14 protein-coding genes and 1 pseudogene are annotated in these 18,265 nt (G+C 72.2%); 9 read left to right on the forward strand and 6 right to left on the reverse strand.

Annotated features, from left to right (window positions below; translation table 11 throughout):
• The first annotated feature begins 241 nt into the window (after positions 1 to 241).
• The 4 genes from ACSP97_RS00660 (at position 242) to ACSP97_RS00675 (ending at position 5,864) form a co-directional block, all read left to right on the forward strand.
• Positions 242 to 415, forward strand: a complete 174-nt coding sequence (locus tag ACSP97_RS00660; protein WP_355329900.1) for a CsbD family protein — start codon at positions 242 to 244, stop codon at positions 413 to 415.
• Positions 416 to 805: 390 nt separating this feature from the next.
• On the forward strand, positions 806 to 1,585 hold the full coding sequence (locus tag ACSP97_RS00665) for a hypothetical protein (protein WP_355329903.1): 780 nt from the start codon (positions 806 to 808) through the stop codon (positions 1,583 to 1,585).
• Entirely contained in the window at positions 1,582 to 3,708 is a 2,127-nt protein-coding gene (locus tag ACSP97_RS00670; RefSeq protein WP_440556052.1) for a bifunctional serine/threonine-protein kinase/ABC transporter substrate-binding protein, read from the forward strand. The genes ACSP97_RS00665 and ACSP97_RS00670 overlap by 4 nt, the downstream gene beginning before the upstream one ends.
• 2 nt (positions 3,709 to 3,710) lie before the next feature.
• Positions 3,711 to 5,864 carry a bifunctional serine/threonine-protein kinase/ABC transporter substrate-binding protein gene (locus tag ACSP97_RS00675; RefSeq protein WP_440558532.1) on the forward strand — a complete coding sequence of 718 codons (2,154 nt, stop codon included), beginning with the start codon at positions 3,711 to 3,713 and terminating at the stop codon, positions 5,862 to 5,864.
• A 61-nt stretch (positions 5,865 to 5,925) separates the two neighbouring features.
• Here ACSP97_RS00675 and ACSP97_RS00680 read toward each other — a convergent pair.
• A pseudogene (locus ACSP97_RS00680) lies at positions 5,926 to 6,755 on the reverse strand (IS5 family transposase).
• A 272-nt stretch (positions 6,756 to 7,027) separates the two neighbouring features.
• Positions 7,028 to 8,485 carry a MocR-like transcription factor YczR gene (gene yczR, locus ACSP97_RS00685; RefSeq protein ID WP_358304048.1) on the reverse strand — a complete coding sequence of 486 codons (1,458 nt, stop codon included), beginning with the start codon at positions 8,483 to 8,485 and terminating at the stop codon, positions 7,028 to 7,030.
• 100 nt (positions 8,486 to 8,585) lie between these two features.
• Here yczR and ACSP97_RS00690 point away from each other — a divergent pair, with 100 nt between their 5' ends.
• The gene (locus tag ACSP97_RS00690) at positions 8,586 to 9,188 is read left to right on the forward strand and encodes a universal stress protein (RefSeq protein WP_355329907.1); all 603 of its coding nucleotides are present in this window, start codon (positions 8,586 to 8,588) and stop codon (positions 9,186 to 9,188) included.
• Between the two features lie 124 nt (positions 9,189 to 9,312).
• Here the strand turns inward: ACSP97_RS00690 and ACSP97_RS00695 are convergent, their stop codons facing one another.
• Positions 9,313 to 10,107: an SDR family NAD(P)-dependent oxidoreductase gene (locus tag ACSP97_RS00695; RefSeq protein ID WP_355155273.1), complete on the reverse strand. Its 795-nt coding sequence runs from the start codon at positions 10,105 to 10,107 to the stop codon at positions 9,313 to 9,315.
• Positions 10,108 to 10,501: 394 nt separating this feature from the next.
• On the opposite strand from ACSP97_RS00695, the gene ACSP97_RS00700 reads away from it, so the two are divergent.
• Positions 10,502 to 12,847, forward strand: a complete 2,346-nt coding sequence (locus ACSP97_RS00700; RefSeq protein WP_440556053.1) for a helix-turn-helix domain-containing protein — start codon at positions 10,502 to 10,504, stop codon at positions 12,845 to 12,847.
• 144 nt (positions 12,848 to 12,991) lie between these two features.
• Here the strand turns inward: ACSP97_RS00700 and ACSP97_RS00705 are convergent, their stop codons facing one another.
• Positions 12,992 to 13,549: a hypothetical protein gene (locus tag ACSP97_RS00705; protein WP_440556054.1), complete on the reverse strand. Its 558-nt coding sequence runs from the start codon at positions 13,547 to 13,549 to the stop codon at positions 12,992 to 12,994.
• Between the two features lie 151 nt (positions 13,550 to 13,700).
• On the opposite strand from ACSP97_RS00705, the gene ACSP97_RS00710 reads away from it, so the two are divergent.
• Entirely contained in the window at positions 13,701 to 14,297 is a 597-nt protein-coding gene (locus ACSP97_RS00710; RefSeq protein ID WP_355526194.1) for a TetR/AcrR family transcriptional regulator, read from the forward strand.
• A gap of 148 nt (positions 14,298 to 14,445) precedes the next feature.
• Here ACSP97_RS00710 and ACSP97_RS00715 read toward each other — a convergent pair whose 3' ends face one another.
• Complete coding sequence (locus ACSP97_RS00715) at positions 14,446 to 15,114, reverse strand: Type 1 glutamine amidotransferase-like domain-containing protein (protein WP_355155756.1); 669 nt, start codon at positions 15,112 to 15,114, stop codon at positions 14,446 to 14,448.
• A 286-nt stretch (positions 15,115 to 15,400) separates the two neighbouring features.
• Here ACSP97_RS00715 and ACSP97_RS00720 point away from each other — a divergent pair, with 286 nt between their 5' ends.
• Positions 15,401 to 16,270, forward strand: a complete 870-nt coding sequence (locus ACSP97_RS00720) for an MFS transporter (RefSeq protein ID WP_440556055.1) — start codon at positions 15,401 to 15,403, stop codon at positions 16,268 to 16,270.
• Here ACSP97_RS00720 and ACSP97_RS00725 read toward each other — a convergent pair.
• Positions 16,162 to 17,190, reverse strand: coding sequence for a glycoside hydrolase family 11 protein (locus ACSP97_RS00725; protein WP_440556056.1), 1,029 nt, complete (start codon positions 17,188 to 17,190; stop codon positions 16,162 to 16,164). The two genes, ACSP97_RS00720 and ACSP97_RS00725, sit on opposite strands and share 109 nt — an antisense overlap.
• Before the next feature lie 723 nt (positions 17,191 to 17,913).
• Between ACSP97_RS00725 and ACSP97_RS00730 the strand changes: the two genes are divergently transcribed.
• Positions 17,914 to 18,219 (forward strand): hypothetical protein, encoded by a 306-nt coding sequence (locus tag ACSP97_RS00730; protein WP_440556057.1) that lies wholly within the window; start codon positions 17,914 to 17,916, stop codon positions 18,217 to 18,219.
• Positions 18,220 to 18,265 lie beyond the last annotated feature (46 nt).

Raw genomic sequence — 18,265 nt, forward strand, 5'->3', positions numbered from 1 at the left:
ACCCCACCCCGCACGAAGGGACCCGCAATTGCGCGCAGGCCCCTTCAGGGGGACAATTGCCTCAACTTTTAACAAAGGACACGCTGTCGGAGGCCGGCGCCACTCCTGGTGACCGAGAAGCGCACCAGCCGGAGGCCCGGCGGGATCTTTGCGCGTCCGACCCGCGAGGTGCGGTGCCGGGCGTGCGAGATTCGCCCACGAAACGCGGACACATCGTTGACCACGGCAGGAGGACCGTGCCATGTCGGCTGGTGAGAAGGCCAGGGCCAAGGCCGAGCAGGTCAAGGGAAAGCTCAAGAGGGCCACGGGACGGGCCGCCGTCGACGACCCGATGGTCGTCGAGGGGCAAGCCGAGAAGTCCAAGGGCGACGCACGCCAGGCCAAGGAGAAGATCAAGGACATGTTCAAGCGCTGACCTCTGGCGCCACCCATGGGTGGGACACAGGGCTCAGCCGATCCCGGGAAACGGACGTGGCGTGAGTGGTCGCTCACGCCACGTCCGCTGCTGAGTGGCCGACAGACGCCGGCAGGCTCCCGCCCCCGCCGCTGGTGGCTCGGCAGCGGTGCCGACGGCCCGCTCCGCCGGTCCGGTCGTGGCGAGCCGGTTCCCCGCCGCCTCCGCTCACGCAGCAGCCGGGTGCCCACCGGCGTCCTGCGGTCACGCGGTCACCCCAACAGGGTCGCCGGCACAGGGAGTTGACCGGCGTCCCCTACACTCGCTCCGGTCGCACACTGGCACAGGCGCATGGTGATCGGGGACTTCATGGCGTGCGCAACGCAACGACGTACGAGGCGGAAACACGCGGTGCTGGCCGTGTGCGGGGTACTGCTCGCCGGCTGTTCCGGCTCGGGCGGCGGCGGGCACCGGACCGGTCCGAGCGCCTCCTCCGCCGTCGCGTCCCCACCGGCCGGACAGCGCGAGACGGGTGTCACCACCGCGCGCTTCGCCGTCGATCCCGCGCGCGTCCCCACCACGCCGTCCGCCGCCCTGAACCTGGTCCGCGCCATCACCGCGGGCCCGGACGGCTACGGCCCGGGCTACGTCAAGCGTTCCCCGTACGAGAGCGACCCGGCCGACTGGCCCGTCCTGGGCACCGACTGCGTCTGGCGGCAGGAGCCACTGCCCGACGACGTCCTCGCCACCTTCACCCGCTACAGCCGGCTGCCCGCGGCCGGCGCGAAGGGCGAGGTCCGCACCGCCGCCACCGTCACCCTGCACCGCACCGCCGGGCAGGCGGACTGGGAGATGGCCGAGACGCTGGAGGAGGCGCTGCGCTGCCCCGACCAGCAACTGCGTGCCACCGAGCGGATCATCGGCCTGAACTCGATGGGTGCCGGCTACGGCACGAACGGCAACACCTCCGCCGACGACTACCTCATCGAGATGGGCACGTACGACAACCCGGCCCTCGGCAAGGGATCGACGTACTACATCTGGAACCAGGTCCGGCTCGGCCCGGTGACCATCGCCGTCGTCGTCGAGGGCGGCAACGGCTTCGACCAGAGCGACCTGCTGACCGTCCAGGCACGGGCGGTAGCCGGGATGGAGACCAGGGTGCGCGGCGAACTGGGGGCCCAGGAGTGACCGACCGCTCCCTCCGCCCCTCCGACCCGTCGTTCATCGGCGGTCACCGCTTGCTCGCCCGGCTCGGCGAGGGCGGCATGGGCGTCGTCTACCTCGGCCGTACGGAGTCGGGTGCGCTCGCCGCCGTCAAGGTGATCCAGGCCGAGTACGCGCACGACGACGCCTTCCGAGCCCGATTCCGCCGCGAGGCGAACGCCGCGCGACGTGTGGACAGCCCGTGGGTGGTCAAGGTCACCGGCGCCGACCCCGACGCCGAACAGCCCTGGCTTGCCACGGCCTTCGAGCCCGGTCCGTCCCTCGCCGACGCGGTCGGCCGGCACGGCCCGCTGCCCGTGCGGACGGTACGGTTGCTCGGCAAGATGCTGGCCCGCGCGCTCGCCGCCGTGCACGAGGCCGGACTGGTGCACCGGGACGTCAAGCCGGGCAACATCCTGCTCGCCGCCGACGGCCCCCGCCTCATCGACTTCGGGATCGCCCGCTCCCTGGACGACACCGCGATCACCTCGGCGGACCTCGTCATCGGCAGCCCCGGCTTCCTCTCCCCCGAGCAGGCCACGGCCGGCGGCGAGCGCCTCGGGCCCGCGAGCGACGTGTTCTCGCTGGGCTGCGTGCTGGCCTACGCGGCGACCGGTCGGCCGCCCTTCGGCAGCGGCGCCGTCGATGCCCTGCTCTACCGCGCTGTCCACGACAGCCCCGACCTCGACGGCGTGGACGAGGAGACGGCCGCCGTCCTGCTGCGCTGTCTGGCCAAGGACCCCGCCGACCGGCCCTCCGCGGCCGAGCTGGACGCCGCCCTGGTGGAGGACATGTCCCCCGGCACCGCCGAGTGGCTGCCCGCCGACGTCGTCCGCACCGTCGCCGAACGGTCGGCCGCGATGCTGGCCCTGCCCGAGATCCAGGCCACGCTCGCCGAGGCGCTGCCCAGGCCCGCCCCGTCGCGCCGCGGGTTCCTCGCCGTCGCGTCCGGCGGTGCCGCCGTGCTCGCCGCGGGCGGCGGCGTGGCCGCCTGGGCAGCCCGCCACACCGGCGGCAGCGGCAAGAGGCGAGCCGCCGCGCCCGGTTGGGCGCTCGGTGTGCAGGCCGATCTCAGCGGCGCCGGCCGGGAGGCCGGGCAGGCCCAGGAGCAGGGGGCGCGGCTCGCGGTGGAGGAGTTCAACGCCCGCCGCGACAAGCCGTTCACGCTGGAGCTGAGAACCTCCGACGACGCGGGCCGGGCCGATCGTGCCGCCGCCGCGGCCCAGCGGCTCGCCGACGACCCGGACGTGCTGGCCGTGCTCGGTTCGAGTACCGACGAGACGACCCAGGCCGCGCTGCCCGTCTACGACGCGGCCCTGCTGCCCGTGATCAGCATGTCCGCCGGGCAGAACCTGTACCAGAACATCCGCTCCTTCGTACGCGGCCGCCCCCTGCACGGCACGGTCGCCATGAAACTGGCCTTCCACCTGGAGGCGACCAGCGCGGCCACCCCGGTCGGCGTCCTGCTGGACCGCACCGCAGGCGACGTATCCTGGCAGACCGTCCAGATGGTCAACCTCATCGTCCGGAAGTACGGCGACGCCACCCACCCCCGCGTCGTCCCGGCCGGCACGAGCGACTTCGGGCCCGTCCTGAAGGACATGCGGAGCGCCGGCATCAAGGCGTTCGTCTACGCCGGGCCGCTGGAGGGGGCGATCCGGGCGGCCAGGGGGCTGGCCGGCTTCGAGGGGCCGAAGTACGCGGCCGAACCCGCGCTCGATCCCCGGTTCGCCGCCGAGGAGAGCGCGGCGGGCTGGACCGTCGTGGCCACGGCGATCGGACCCGACGCGGCTCGGGTCCGCTCCTTCGCCCGGGCGTTCCGCAGACGGTACGGCCACCCACCCGGGTTCTGGGCAGCCGAGGGCTACGACGCGGCGAACCTGCTGATACACCGGCTCACCGCCACCCGGGGCAAGCGCCCGGCGCGCAAGGCGCTGGTCGCCCCGTTGCGGGCCGCCACGTACCGGGGCATCACCCGGGACTTCGCCTTCGACCAGAAGATGCTGCAGCTCGGCACCCCCGCCAGCTTCGTGCACCAGGTGCGCGACGGGGCGTTCCGGTACCTGGGGCCCGCGCCGGACAGGGCACCGCAGCCGAAGGGGAAGTGACCGTGCGTCCGCTCACCGCTCAGGACCCGGTGTCGGTCGGCGGGCACCGCCTGCTCGCGCGGATCGGCGCGGGCGGTATGGGCGTCGTCTATCTCGCCCGTTCCGAGGGCGGTGCCCTGGCCGCACTGAAGGTGATCCGCGCCGAGCACGCCGCCGATCCGGGGTTCCGGGCCCGTTTCCGCCGTGAGGCACAGGCCGCCGCGCGGGTCGACGGCCGCTGGACCGCGCCCGTGACCGCCGCCGACCCGGAGGCGGCCGAACCCTGGATCGCCACCGCCTTCGTCCCCGGGCCCTCGCTCGCCGAAACCGTCGCCGGGTACGGGCCGCTGCCCCCGTACACCGTACGGGCGCTGGGGGCGCGGCTCGCCGAGGCGCTCGCCGCCGTCCACGGGGCCGGACTGGTGCACCGCGACATCAAACCGGGCAATGTGCTGCTCGCCCTCGACGGGCCCCGCCTCATCGACTTCGGCATCGCCCGCGTCGGCGGCGCCACCGCCCTGACCGCTACCGACGTGGTGATCGGCACGCCCGGCTACCTCTCACCGGAACAGGCGCGCGCCCGCGACGAGAAGGTCGGCCCGCCCAGCGACGTGTTCTCCCTGGGCTGCGTCCTCGCCTACGCGGCGACCGGCCGGCCGCCCTTCGGCGGCGGAACGGTGCCCGCCGTCATCTTCCGCACCGTGCACGAGGAGCCCCGCCTCGACGGCATCACGGAGGACGGGCTGCGGAACCTGGTCGCCCGCTGTCTCGCCAAGGACCCGGCCGCCCGCCCGACCGTGCCGGAACTGCGGGCCCGGCTCGGCGACTTCGGCACCGACGACTGGCTGCCGCCCGCTCTGCCCGCAGTGATCGCCGAACGGTCGGCCGAGGTGCTGCACCTGCCCGAGCCCGAGCGGCCCACGGCTCCCGGGACGCCGGTGGACGAGCCGCCCGCGCCGAGCCGCCGGCGCCTGCTGGTGCTGGGCGGTACGGCGGCCGTCGTGCTGGCCGCCGGCGGCTCCGCGGCCGCCTGGCTGACCGGCCGCGGCAATCCGCCGTCCACCGCCGTCTCCCGCCCGCGCCGTACCGTCGCCGTGCAGGCCGACCTCTCCGGTTCCGGCAAGGCGCTCGGTACCTCGGTCGAGCACGGCGTCCGGCTGGCGGTGGAACAGCACAACGCGCGCGCGGACCGCCCCTTCGACCTGGCCCTCACGGTCCTCGACGACGCGGGAGACGCGGACCGGGCCAAGGATGCGGCCCGACGCCTCGTCGCGGACGGCCGGGTGTGCGCGGTGATCGGGCCGACGTCCGACAGCACGGCCCTCGCGGCCGCGGACCGGTACAAGGCGGCGTTCCTGCCGATGGTGACGGCCTGGGCCGGCTCGGACTCCCTGTACGCCGCGGTGGACATGAAGAACCCCACGTCGTCCGTGTTCCAGCTGTGTCCTTCCGACACCGCGATCGGCGCGCCCCTGGTCCGCTATCTCACCAGCGTGCGCCCGGCCCGCCGCACCTTCCTCGTCGAGGACCAGGCGGCCCGGGACTACAGCTGGCTGATCGCCCAGCACCTGGCCGCGAACCCTCCGTCCGACGGCACGGTCGTCCGCCACCAGGTCGCCGCCGACACGGGTGACTTCGGTCCCGCGGTCGCCGCCGCCGTCGCGGCACGCGCACAGGCCGTCGTCTACTGCGGTGACTCCTCGCGGCGCGCCGCCTCCTGCGCACGGGCTCTACGGGCGGCGGGGTTCACCGGCACCCCCGCGGCGACCGAAGCCGTCCTCACACCCGAGTTCCTGGGCGCGGCCGGGCGGGCGGCCGAGGGGTGGGTCTTCTCGGCGACGTTCGTGGACCCGTCCCGTCTGGCGCCCGCCGCCGCTTTCGTACGGTCGTTCAAGAAGCGGTACGGCGTCCAGAGCGTCGACCGGGGCGCAGCCGAGGCCTACGACGCCGTCGGTCTCGTCGCGCACGTCCTCGCCGGCATGGGCGCGGGCCCTGTGGACCGTGGCAACCTCGCCCACCGGCTGAGGGCCGTGTCGTACCGGGGCATCACCCGGACGTTCGCCTTCCGGAACCGCACCGCGGAGGTGGACGAGGAACCAGGGCTGTTCCTGTGGCGGGTGGAGCACGGGAGGCCGCTCTTCCTGGGCCAGTACCAGGAGGTGAAAGGTCCAGCTTGATCTTCGGCCGGTGCGGCGGGGCGGTGCGGTGCGGTCGTCGCCTTAGGTCGTGTCCGTAAAGTCAGGGCAGCCAGAGCAGGAGGCAGGCGATGGTGACCATGGCCTGGTAGTGGCGGGCGCGTTTGTCGTAGCGGGTGGCCAGGGCCTTGTGGTGTTTGAGCTTGTTGAAGCAGCGCTCGACGACGTTGCGGCGCCGGTAGGCGGCCCGGTCGAGTCGGCAGAGGCTCTCGCCGCGGCGGAGGCGGCCGTTGATCTGGTCGATCCGTTCGGGGATCACGGCCTTGATGCCTCGGCGGCGGAGGTAGGAGCGGATCTTCGCGGACGAGTAGCCCTTGTCGGCGGCGACCCGCTCGGGCCGGGTCCTGGGCCGGCCGGGACCGCACCGCTGGACGCGGATGCGGGCCATGACCTGCTCGAACTGGGTGCAGTCGTTGACGTTCCCGGCCGTGACCGTGAAGGCGAGGGGCCGGCCCTGGCCGTCGCAGGCGAGGTGGATCTTCGTGGTCAGCCCGCCGCGGGACCGGCCGATCGCCTCGCCCGGCCAGGGCCCCCTTTTCGGGCCCCGGCCGCGTGCTGGTGGGCCCGCACGGTGGTGGAGTCGACGCACACGATGGTCCAGTCGACCGTGCCGACGGCATCCGAGTGCTGCTGGACGTGGGCCAGGAGCCGGTCCCAGGTTCCGTCGGCCGACCAGCGGCGGAAGCGCTCGTAGACCGTCTTCCACGGCCCGTACCGCTCGGGCAGGTCCCGCCAGGCCGCACCCGTGGACAGCTTCCACAGAATCCCGTTCACCACCTGACGGCGGTCCCGCACCGGCCTGCCCATCCGCGACGGAGCCAGCAACGGCTCGATCACCGCCCACGACTCATCAGTCAGCTCATGACGACGCACCACGAACAGACCAACGAGCCCACCACTTTACGGACACGGCCTAGTGACGGTCTCGGTGTCCGGGGTGACGGGACCTAGGGTCTTTCGTTTGGATCAGGCCGGATCAGGGAGCGGGGCCCGGTGCGTGCAGATGCAAGGCGGAGGAGGGAGTCGACGCGATGGGGGTGCCCCCGCGCGAGCGAAGCCGAGCGTGGGGGAGTCGGCGACTGACGACAACGCGGCAGATGCGCGTGCCGGGCCCCGCGAGCCCGGCTTGATCCAAACGAGAGGCCCTAGGCCACCCAGTACGGCCGCCCCGGTTCCTCGTCCGCGCCGTCGAGGCCCGCGTCGAGGGCCGCGGCGATCCGGCGTACCGCCTCGTCGGCGACCTCGGCGGGCTGTGTGTAGGGCCAGCGCAGCCGGTGCTCGAACGTGCCGGGGTCCGCGCCGAACCGGGACCCGCCCTCGATCCGTACCCCGTGCCGCAGCGCGGCCCGCGTCAGCGGACCGGCGATCGGGCGGCCCAGGTCGATCCACAGGCACATGCCGCCCTGCGGCGTCTGCCAGCGCCAGTCGGGGAACTCGCGGCGCAGCTGCGCGGCCAGGTGGTCGCGCTGCGCGCGCAGGAGCGGCAGCCGCCGTCCAAGGATCTGCGGCTCCCGGGCGATCAGCCGCAGCGCCACCAGCTGGTCGAGGACCGACCCCGACATGTCCGCCGTGACCCGCTGCGCCGTCAGCTCCGTGATCAGCCGCGTGCCCGCCCGCACCCAGCCCACCCGCAGACCCGACCAGTGCCCCTTGCTGAGCGAGCCGACGGTGACGATCTGCTCGGCGCCGCGCCCCGCCACCAGCGACGCGAACGGCGGGGGCGTGGCCACGTCGAGCGCGATGTCCGCGATCGTCTCGTCGACGACCAGCCAGGTGCCGGTCGCCCGGGCGTCCGCGATGATCCGCTGCCGCTGCTCGCGCGGCATGAGCCGGCCCGTCGGGTTCTGGAAGTCCGGGATCAGATACGCGAGCCGGGGCGCCGACTGCCGCAGCGTCGCCCCGAACAGCTCCGCGTCCCAGCCGTCCTCCGTCACCGGCACCGGCGCGGCGCGAAGCCCCAACTGCCTTATGACGGATAGGGCGTTGGCGTACGACGGGTTCTCCACCGCGATCCGGTCGCCGGGCCGTCCGAGCAGGGTGAGCGTGAGCGCCATCGCCTGCTGCGCGCCCGACGTGACGAGGATCTGCTCGGGCAGCGTCGGCAGTCCGCGGCCCGTGTACCGCTCGGCGATCGCGGCACGCAACTCCGGCAGACCGTAAGGGTGGTAGCCCGGTGTCGTCGCGTGCCGGGCCAGGTCGTCGGCGGCGGCCGCGTAGGCGGCGGACAGCTCGTCGGCCAGGGCGCCGGGTGCCGCGATGGCCAGGTCGATCACGTCCTCCCCGGCGAGCGGGGTGCGCACACTGGTCAGTCGCGCGCCCTCCGGCAGCTCCGTCCACGTCCCGGCCCCGCGCCTGCTGATCGCGTAGCCGCTCTCCCTGAGCAGGTCGTACGCGGCGGTCACGGTGGCCCGGCTGATGCCGAGCGCCACGGCGAGTTCGCGCTCCGCGGGCAGCCGGGTGTGCAGCGCGATCCGGCCGTCGAGCAGCAGGGTCCGCACGCCCTGCGCGAGCGCCCGGTAGCCGGGCCGTTCCCCGGCGACCCCGGTCACCTGCGCGGCGAGCCGCCTGCCGCCCAGAGTGTGGACTCCGCTCCTCGCCGCCATGCCACATCCCCGTCATTGGCCCTGCACTCCAGGCCAATCAATCTACAGACTCGCAGAAGGCCGCCGGACAGTGGCCTGGGTGGGAACGAGGAGACACGTCATGCACCACGACAGGAGCGACTTCAGCGACCGGACCGAGCGCATGCTGCAGCGCCGAGCCGAGAACGGGTGGCGCCCCGCGGGCGGCCCGCGCCGCCCCCGCCGGACGACCGTCCCGCGCCGCCCCTGCCGGATCGTCGTCGGCGTCAGCGGATCACCCGCGAGCCTGGCCGCGCTGCGCCGTGCCGTGGCCGAGGCCCGCCGCTGCGGCCGCCCGCTCGTCGCCCTCAGCGCGTGGGAGCCGCCGGAGGGCGAGGCCCTGTACTGCCGCTGGCCGGACCCGCAGTGGGCCCGCCACTGGTACGAGGCGGCGCGCACCCGGCTGGCCGACGCCTTCGAGCACGCCTGCGGCGGGGTGCCGGCCGACATCGACGTCACGCTGCGCGTGGAACGCGCCCGGCCGGGCCCCGCCCTGCTCGACCTGGCGGCCCACCCCGACGACCTCCTGGTCCTCGGCACCCGCCCGGGCCTGCGCCGCGGCCCCGTACGCCGTCATGTACGCCGCCACGCGCGCTGCCCGGTCCTGACGGTGCCGCTGGCCCAGCCGGACCGAGCGGACCTGAGGGCACTGCGCCGTCTGATTCCGACCGACTTCGGGACGTGAGGGGGCAGGCATCGCCGATGGCATCCAGGCCGTACCCGGCGGTCACCGGACCCGCAGCCCACCCAGCCCGTGAACGCCCCGGCGGGCCACTGCCGGCGTCGGCCAGGCACACCGGCGGCTCTTGTCAGGCACCGGCGCCGCCGTCGACCGGCAGGATCGCGCCGGTCACGTAGGAGGCGCGGTCGCTGAGCAGCCACGCGGCCGCCTCGGCGATCTGCCGGGGCTCGCCCATCCGACCGAGCGGGATCGACTTGGTCATCTGCTCGACGATGCCGGGAGTCGCCTCCTCCCAGGTGTCGATCATCTCCGTGGAGGTGCCGCCGGGGGTAATGGCGTTGACCCGGATACGGTCACCGGCCCAGTTCACCGCGGCGGTCTCGGTGAGGCTGTTGAGCGCGCGCTTCATGGCGCCGTAGGCGGGCAGGGCCGGGTTGGCGCGGCGGCTGCCGATGCTGGAGGTGTTGACGATCGCGCCGCCGCCGTTCTTCCGCATGAGCGCGGCCTGGGCGTTCATGGCGGTCCAGTGCGCGCGGAAGTTCACGGCGAACTGCTCGTCGATGTCCTCGTCGCTGGTGGTGTGGACCGGGCCGAACCGCCGCTGGGGAACGGCGCCGTTGTTGAAGGCGCCGTCCAGCCGTCCGTGCAGCTTTTCGACCTGGTCCACGGCGGCGCGGATGCTCGCGCTGTCGGCGAGGTCCATGGTGACGGCGTCGGCGGTACCGCCGTCGGCGCGGATCTCCTTCACGATGGTCTCCAGGGCGTCGGTGCTGCGGGCGGCCAGCACGACGGCGGCACCCTCGGAGGCGAAGAGCCGGGCCGCGGCGGCCCCGATGCCGCGGCTGGCGCCGGTGATGAACACGACCTTGCCGGTCAGCAGGCCGACGGGTGCGATCTCAGTGGTGTGCGTGTTGTTCGTCATGACACACAGCGTCCGGCCGACCGCCGGCCGGATACAGGCACAACCTGTACCTGGATCCGCCGCTGGGCGCGTCGGCCCGGTTCGGGCCGGCCGTTCCCGGAGTCAGGGGTGACGGGACGTTCGTGCGCTATCCGACACGGAGGCCGTCCGGGCGCTGACGGTGCTGGTGGAGGACCGGGGGCTGCTGTCCTGGGCCCGGGAGATCGGCCCGGCGGAAGACGAGTTGGGGCAGGCGCTGAGGGCGGCCGGGGTCGAGCCGGGCGAGGGCGACGGCGGGAACGAGCCACCGGGAACGGCGAGATGGCGGGACGGCCCTTGACGGCGGCAACCCGCTCGTCATGGTGCTCCCGGTCCACCGGGGGCAGGCGAGTGCGTCATGCGTAGAATCGGCGCCGTGAGTACGGGTGGGGGAAGCGTCGCGGGGACGCCGTTCGGCCGACTGCTGCGAGCGCTGCGGCTGACCCGCCATTGGACGATCGAGGAGCTTGCCGAGGCGTCCGGCGTTTCGGTGCGCGCGATCGGTGACATGGAACGGGGCCGGAGTCTTCGCCCGCAGCGCGGAACGGTCACCGCGCTGGCCCAGGGTCTGGAACTGGACGAGGCGGCGCACTCCGAACTGCTGGCGACCCTCCGCGCCGGACGTCCCGCGGCGAAGCCTTCGGTCCCGCAGGTGTCGCCCTACACGCTGCCCAGAGGCGTTCGGGACTTCGTGGGCCGGCATGCGGAGCTGAACGCGTTGCGTGCCCTCGTGCAGCAGTCCGTCACGCAGGCCCGTACGGAGAACGAGGCGGTGCGCTCACCGGCGCCGGTGGCGGTGCTGTCCGGGCCGCCCGGCAGCGGCAAGACCACCTTGGCGGTCAGACTGGCCGAGGAGTCCGCGCCGTCCTTTCCGGACGGAACGTTCCTGATCGACATGCGGGGCCTCGACGTACAGCCCCTCTCGGCGGATCAGGCCGTGCTCCGCCTGCTGGGCGCCTGGGGCGTGGCCGACTCCGAGCTGGGCCGGCAGAGTGCCGAGGAGCGTCTCGCGCGGTATCACGCGATCGCGGCCGGTATCCGCGCGGTCGTCGTCCTCGACAACGTCGGTAGCGAGGCACAGATCAGACCGCTGCTGCCGCGCGAGGGCGGACTCTTCATCGTGGTCAGCAGCCGACGCACGCTCGCCGGGCTGGAGGCGGTGCATCGTGTGGAGCTCGGCGCACTGACCCCGGAGGACTCCGCCTCGCTGCTGCGGGCCGTGGTGGGCGCCGATCGCACGGACGCGGAGCCTGCGGCCGTCCTCGCCGTGATCGAGTTGTGCGGGTACCTTCCCCTGGCCCTGCGGGTGGCCGCGAACTGGGCAGCCACCCGCACCAACTGGAGCCTGCAACGGCTCGCCGACCGGCTCACCGACGAAGAGCGCAGGCTGGACGCCCTGAGCGCCGGAGACCTCCGGGTCAACACCGCCTTCGCCCTGTCCTATTCGCGTCTGGCCGCCGACGCCGCCCGCATGTTCCGGTTGCTGTCGCTGCTGCCCGGGGCGGATTTCAGCGTTCCGTCGGCGGCCGTGCTCGCGGACACGTCCCTGCCGGCGGCCGAAGACCTGTTGGAGGAGCTCCTCGACGCGGGTCTGCTGACGGCCTCCCGCGGGGACCGCTACCGCTTCCACGATCTTCTGCGGCTGTACGCGGGGGCTCGCCGCCGTGCCGAGGACGGCGACGAGGCGTCGGCTGCCGCAAAAGCGCGCCTGCGAACGTGGCTGCTGGACACCGCCGTCCTGGCGGGCCGCTGGTACGAGCCGGACCACGGTGCGCCGCCGCCGGCGCCCGGCAGGCTGGTCGCCCTCGACGATCGCGAGCAGGCGATGCGGTGGATGAAGGCGGAGAGCGACAACTGGCTCGCCGCCTTCCGTGAGGCCGTGGAGGCCGGTGAACACGCCAAGGTCATCGAGGTCGCGGACGCGACGATCTGGTTCTCCGACCACTGGGTGTCCTGGGGGCACTGGATCGAGGTGTACAAAAGCTCCTCCGAGGCCGCGGCAGCCCTGGGCGACCCCGTACGGGAGGCCAGCCACCGCAACAACCTGGCAGGGGCCTACTGGATCGGCGAACGCCGCCACGACAAGGCGGTCGGCGAAGCCAGGCACGCGCTCGCGATCGCCGAGAAGTGCGGGGACGTGACTCAGCAGGCGTGGGCCCACCACCATCTCGGCGGACTGCACGCTCTGGTCGACGACCTGCCGCCCGCCGCCGACCACTATCAGCGTGCCAAGGAGCTGTTCGCGCAGGCCGACGAGGTCAACGGGTACCTGGCGGCGTCCAACATGACCATCAGGGTGGCGGAGAAGGCCGGGCGCCCGCGGCAGGCCGTCGCCGCCTATGACGAGGTGATGGACCTCCTCGCCGCGTCCGAGCACCGCGATCGTATTCCGCCCAACGTGCGGGACAGCACGATCACGTTCGCCGCGTTCTACGTGTCGTTCGCCCATCTCAACCAGGGGCGCTGGCAGGAGGCCGTCGACGCCCTGCGTCTCGCCCGGGGGCAGCTCGAGGCCCAGGGCTGGCACGAACGGGCGGGCACGGCCCACTTGCACATGGCTCACGCGCTCGTCCACCTCGGTCGGTTCGCCGAGGCGGAGACGGAGTACCGCGCCGTGCTCACCATGGCGGACCTCGTCCCCTCGGCCATGCGGGACGAGGCCCGCGCGGCCCTCGACGCCCTCGCCGCCGGTACGCCGTCTCCGCCCACCCGCTTTGTCTGATCCGTCGGAAGCGGTAAGGGAAGGCCTGCGCCGAGAGGCCATCGGCGGTGGACGGTCGGCCCTGCGCCACCCGGTCGGTGATGTTCTCCCCGACCGGGTGGCGCAGGGCCGACCACGATGACGTCGTAGGTGTGGTTGTCCGTGTCAGACCTTCTGCGTGCGGCCGAGGCGGAGGGCCGAGATGAGGAAGAAGACGCCGCCGGGGATGGCGTAGCCGATGGCGTTGGTGAGTGCGGGGTCGTCGGCGCCGGCGGCTGCGACGAACGAGGCTCCGGCGAGGACGGAGATGCCGCCGCTGAGGATCATCGGCCACTGGCCGCCCATCGTGCGGCGGGGCACGGCGACGACGAGCTGGACCAGACCGGACACGATGGCCCAAGTGCCCCAGACACGCAGGACGGCGGGGATGCCGGACGTGGAGGCGATGGCCACGCCGACGGCTGCGGCGAGGCTGACGGCCATGTTGACGTAGAGGAGCGTCGGGGATTGGGTGCTGCGCGACGCCTTCGTGTCGACGACGGCCGCGCCCACGTCGAACAGCGGATACAGCACCAGCAGCGCGGCCGCGACCGGGGTGATCTCCTTGGCCATCGTGAACATCACGAGGGCCCAGACGATGGCGAACGCGAACCGGACGAAGTACAGCCGCCGCAGGGCAAAGGCCGTCCCGGTGGTCCGGGACGGTTCGGCGATGGTGGTCACGGTGATCCTTTCGGATGGCATACGAAGAAGAAGGAAGGTCAGGGCTTCCCGCGCCGACCTTTCTGCGAGACCGAACGTTCTGCTTCATGAGCGTGACAGGGGTCACCGCACCCTGTCAAGACCGAACGTTCTCCCTGCTAACATGGCGCTCATGGTGCGCAGCGAAACCGAAGGACGGCCGTCCGAAGCGCGGTCCCGGCTCCTCAAGACGGCCGGCCAGGTGTTCTACGCGGAGGGGATCCACTCCGTCGGCGTCGACCGCCTCGTCGCGGAGGCTCAGGTGACACGGGCCACCTTCTACCGCCACTTCCCGAGCAAGGAAAGCCTCGTCGTCGCCTACCTGAACGAGGCGGACCTCGCCATCCGCGGCCAGGCCGAGGCAGCCGTGGCCGCCGGACTCCCGGCCGCCGACGCCATCCGGGCCATCAGCGCCTCCATCGCCCAGCACATCCGGTCCGCCGGCTTCCGCGGGTGCGCCTTCCTCAACGCCGTCGCCGAGTACCCCGACCCCGAACACCCGGTGCACCAGGCCGTCCTGGCGCACCGCCAGTGGTTCCTCGACACCGTCACCGCACTCCTGGCCGAGGTCCGGGAGCAGTCCGCGGAATCCGCCGCCCGCCACTTCGTGATGCTGCGCGACGGCGCCATGGCCGAGGGCTGCCTCTTCGACCCGGAACTCGTGTGCGAGACCTTCCTGCACGGCGTCGAAGGACTCCTCAAAGCCCACGCCGAGCCGGCCCGCGCATAAACCCGTTTCGGCGGGTGATCCGCCGACCGCGGTGGTCCGTCCGCAGTGATGTCAACCGTCGATCCCCGACGAGAAAGACAGCGTGCTTCGTCAGCGCACCCCAGGGCGCCACACCGCCCTCTTCTGGGCGCCCGCCGCGGGGGTCGAGTCACGGATGGAACCGCCACCGGCCTTCGGAAACGACATCCACCTCGCCGTCCCTGACGCGAACGGCCGTCTCGTCGTCGATGAAGTAGATCGGGAAGTCCGCCCGCTCAGTGATCCGATCGGCCCAGGCGTCGTCGCGCTCCGGGAAATCCGGTGAGTACAGGTGAGGCTTGAGATACCAGTCGAAGAGGCCGAACGGCGGCTCCACCGTCGTCGCGCCGAGCACGTGAAGGTCCTTGGTGTCCCCGATGACGTCGGCAGAGTGTTCGGTGAGATGACGACTGAAGATCATTGAGCCGGCGCTGAACCCCACATAGACCCGACTCTCCAGCGCCTCCAGGAAGCCGTCGGCCAGGCCGTTGCCGGTGATGCTGCGCGCGAGGTGGTAGTGGCTGCCGCCGCCGACATAGATGACGTCGGCGTGGAGCAGCCGGTCGCGCACCATCTGCCGGGGCAGGCCATTCAGCTCCAGGACGTCGAACTCCCGCCATCCCAGGGCGTGGAGCCGGTTCATGTCCGCGAGGAACCACCCGTGGTCCCCGGGCTCGGCGACTGATGCCGTGGGAACGTACACGACATTCGCCGCTCCGAACGGCCTGCCGAGCATGTCCCGCAGCGCATCCCGCAGCGTCTCGTTACGCAGGCCACCCGCCGTCAGCAGAAAGTTCATCCGGCGAGCCAAACACGACTGACGGGGCTCCCGCAACAAACCCAGGATCCACCAACACCGTCACGGCATGTCGCCGGCCGACGGCCGCGCCCCCGCTGCTCCTGTGCGCAGGCACTCAGGCCGTGGTCTGCGCGCACGAGTACGCGAGCCGATGTACGCGTCGCTCCCCCGCGTTCAGGAGAAAGCCGCAGGTGAGCATGCGCAGCACGGCGCCGCCATCGGCGCCCGCTTCGAACGCCTGCCTCCGTGCCGTTGGCACGTCACCGTCCGCCTCGTCATCGGTGCCGTGACCTTCTTCGAGGCCGTCGACCAGCTGCTCATCGCCTACGCGCTCCCCCAGCTACGGGCCGAATGGCAGCTGGGCACCGAGCGGACCACCGCGCTGATGACCGTCGGCTCGGTGGGCATGCTCGCCGGGGCGCTGCTGTCGGACCGCCTGGCCGACCGCCTCGGCCGGGTGAAGGTCATCGCGGCCTGCATCGCCCTGTCGAGTCTGTGCAACCTGGCGCTCACCGTGTGCACTTCACCCGCGCCGTTCATGGCCGCCCGTTTCGACCAGGGCCTGGCCATCGGCGGCGAGGTGCCGGTCGCGGCCACCTTCGTCGCCGAGATCACCCATACCCACCAGCGGGGCCGCTTCGTCCTCCTGTACGAGCTGGTCTTCCCGGCGGGTCTGACCGCGGGCGCCCTGCTCGCCTCCTGGCTGGTGCCGCTGCTCGGCTGGCGCTGGATGTTCGGCCTCGCGGCGATTCCCGGAGCGCTGTGCCTGCTCATCCCCCGCTGCCTGCCCGAATCGCCGCGCTGGCTCGCCGACCGCGGACGCCATGAGCAGGCCCTGGAAACGACGGCGGCGACCGAACGGAAGGTCGGGAAGGCCACCGGCGCACCTCTGCCCGAGCCCGCTCCCGCGGCGCCCGCGCCACAGGCGCCCGAGGGCAGGAGCGGACCGCGAGGTCTCCGAACACCGGCCGCACGAAGCGGCGCGGAGGCCCGAGGGCCGCCGCGCCGCGACGTGGTGCTCGACGAGTGGTGCTCAGGGGACGCTGATCAGGATGTGACCGCACAGGACACGGTGGGCCATGTCCAGCTGCCGTTCGTCATGATCGTCATCCCCCAGTTGTTCCCGCTCCCGTTGGGTGTGGCCTCGAGGACCTGACTGCTCGGATAGCTGGCGTTGACGTTCCAGGTGGAGCTGATCTTCTCCGGCGTCGGGACGTTGACCGTCACCTTCCAGTTGTTGGAGCCGGTGACCGAGACGTTCAGGTTGTAGCGGTCGCTCCACTGCTGGCCGGCCGAGAGCGTCGCGGTGCAGCTGCCACTGCCACCGCCACCGCCGCTGGGGGGCGGGGTGGTACCGCCACCACCACCGCTGCTGCCGCCGCTGGTGACGGTGATGTTGGAGCTGCCGCTGCTCTGGTAGCCCTCGGTGGCCAGGATCTCGTAGTTCGGGGTGCCGAGGTTCAGGCCGAGGTTCTTCCAGGCGTTGAAGATGTTCGACACGGTGATGGTGCCGCCGGTGCGCTTCGCCTGACGGACCGCCCAGTACTGGTCGAACGTCGCGGTGCCCTCGATGGACGGCGCGTTGACACGGGTCGTCTTGTACAGGTCGTACGTGCTGCCGTCGCTGCTGACCGAGCCCAGCCTGGTCGCGCCCGAACTCGGGTTGTAGCTGCCGTAGTTGTCGACGATGTACCACTCGATCAGCGGGTTGGTGGTCCAGCCGTACAGCGACAGGTAGCAGTTGCCGTTGCAGTTCCACGTGCCCGAGTACGAGACGGTGTTGCTGTTGCCCGGGTTCCAGCCGGTGCCGGCGACGACGTTCTGCGCGCCCGAGTTCCAGGTCAGGCTGTAGTTGCTGCCCGATCCCAGGGTCATGGTGGCGCCGCTGGACTGCTCCCAGAACGAGTAGAAGTAGCCGTTGTTGGTGCCGGTGCTGTTCGAGGTGATGGTCGTGGCCGCCTGGGCCGGGCCGGGCGACGCGAAGGCGGCCAGGGCCGCCGCCGCCGTGAGGACGAGTCCGAGGATGGCGGCCACGAGGCCGCGTCTGCGGCGCCTCTCGTGGGTCAGCGTACTCATGGGGGTGTTTCCTCCCTGTGCGGGTGTGGAGGGCCTGCGGTGCGCCAGGCCCTCGGACCGTCACCGGCCGAGGACGGCCGGATCGGGCATGGGCATGACACATTTGGCCGTCGGGGGAGCCGCGACCGAAGGCCCGGGTCAGCGTGCGGCCCGGACCGACCGGTGGCGGGCACCGGCCTGGCGAACAGTTTGGACGGCGGCCGACGGGTGTCAACAGTTTCGGTAGAAGTTTCGAAAGCTTTCTGCTCGGAAAAATTCAACTGCGAGTACGTTTTACCTGGTCACCGGCCAGTTCCAGCGGCCCATCTGAGGTGATCTACCGGGGCGGACACAAGAGGTGCGTACCTCGCAGACCGGCGAGCGGCCATGCACTCGAAACTTTCGAAGCCACCCGGGGCTTGCGGATCAACGACTTCGGAACGTTCGGTCGGGCGGAAGGTACGGCGCGGCGGTAAGTGCGGGGAACACGCCGACCGGAGCGGCCCAGCCCACCCTGGAACACATGATCCACAGCGTCCTGACGAGTACTCACCGCCCACGGTGTGGCGTCAAAGACCTCCAGGGGTCCGCGAAGGCCGCGGTCCGCCCTCGCGTTGCGAGCCCGTGGGGGGCGGCTCCCCTTGGCAGAATGCACAGGTGCAGCCACTACCGGTTCCCTGCCCCGCTCACCTCGTCCCGGATGCCACCGGTACCAACGCCTTCCACGACGCCTACCGCAATGCCATGGCGCAGAACGCCGTATTCGTCGCCATCGAAGCGGAAGGGCCACACTGGACCGTGAAGGCGGATACCCTCACCGCCGGCTCCGGCCGCAGGGTCTCCGACGCCGTCAACGATGCCATCCGGGCCGCGATCCTCCGGCTGGTCGACAGCCATGAGGTCGATTTCGGCGCCTACACGGGACCCGTCTACTTCATGATGCACGGCGTGCAGGACGAGGAACGCGCCCGCGAACTCGCCGCCGCACTCCACGCCGCCCTCTACGACGACCTGGAACCCCTGAACCGCGCTGTCCCGCCCGGCCCCTGACCCCCAGATGACACGCCGCCGGCGTCCCCTGCGCGGTGTCGGCGCG

This window comes from Streptomyces sp. SCPE 10, from assembly GCF_051980735.1.
In the GTDB taxonomy this organism is placed as follows: domain Bacteria; phylum Actinomycetota; class Actinomycetes; order Streptomycetales; family Streptomycetaceae; genus Streptomyces; species Streptomyces misionensis.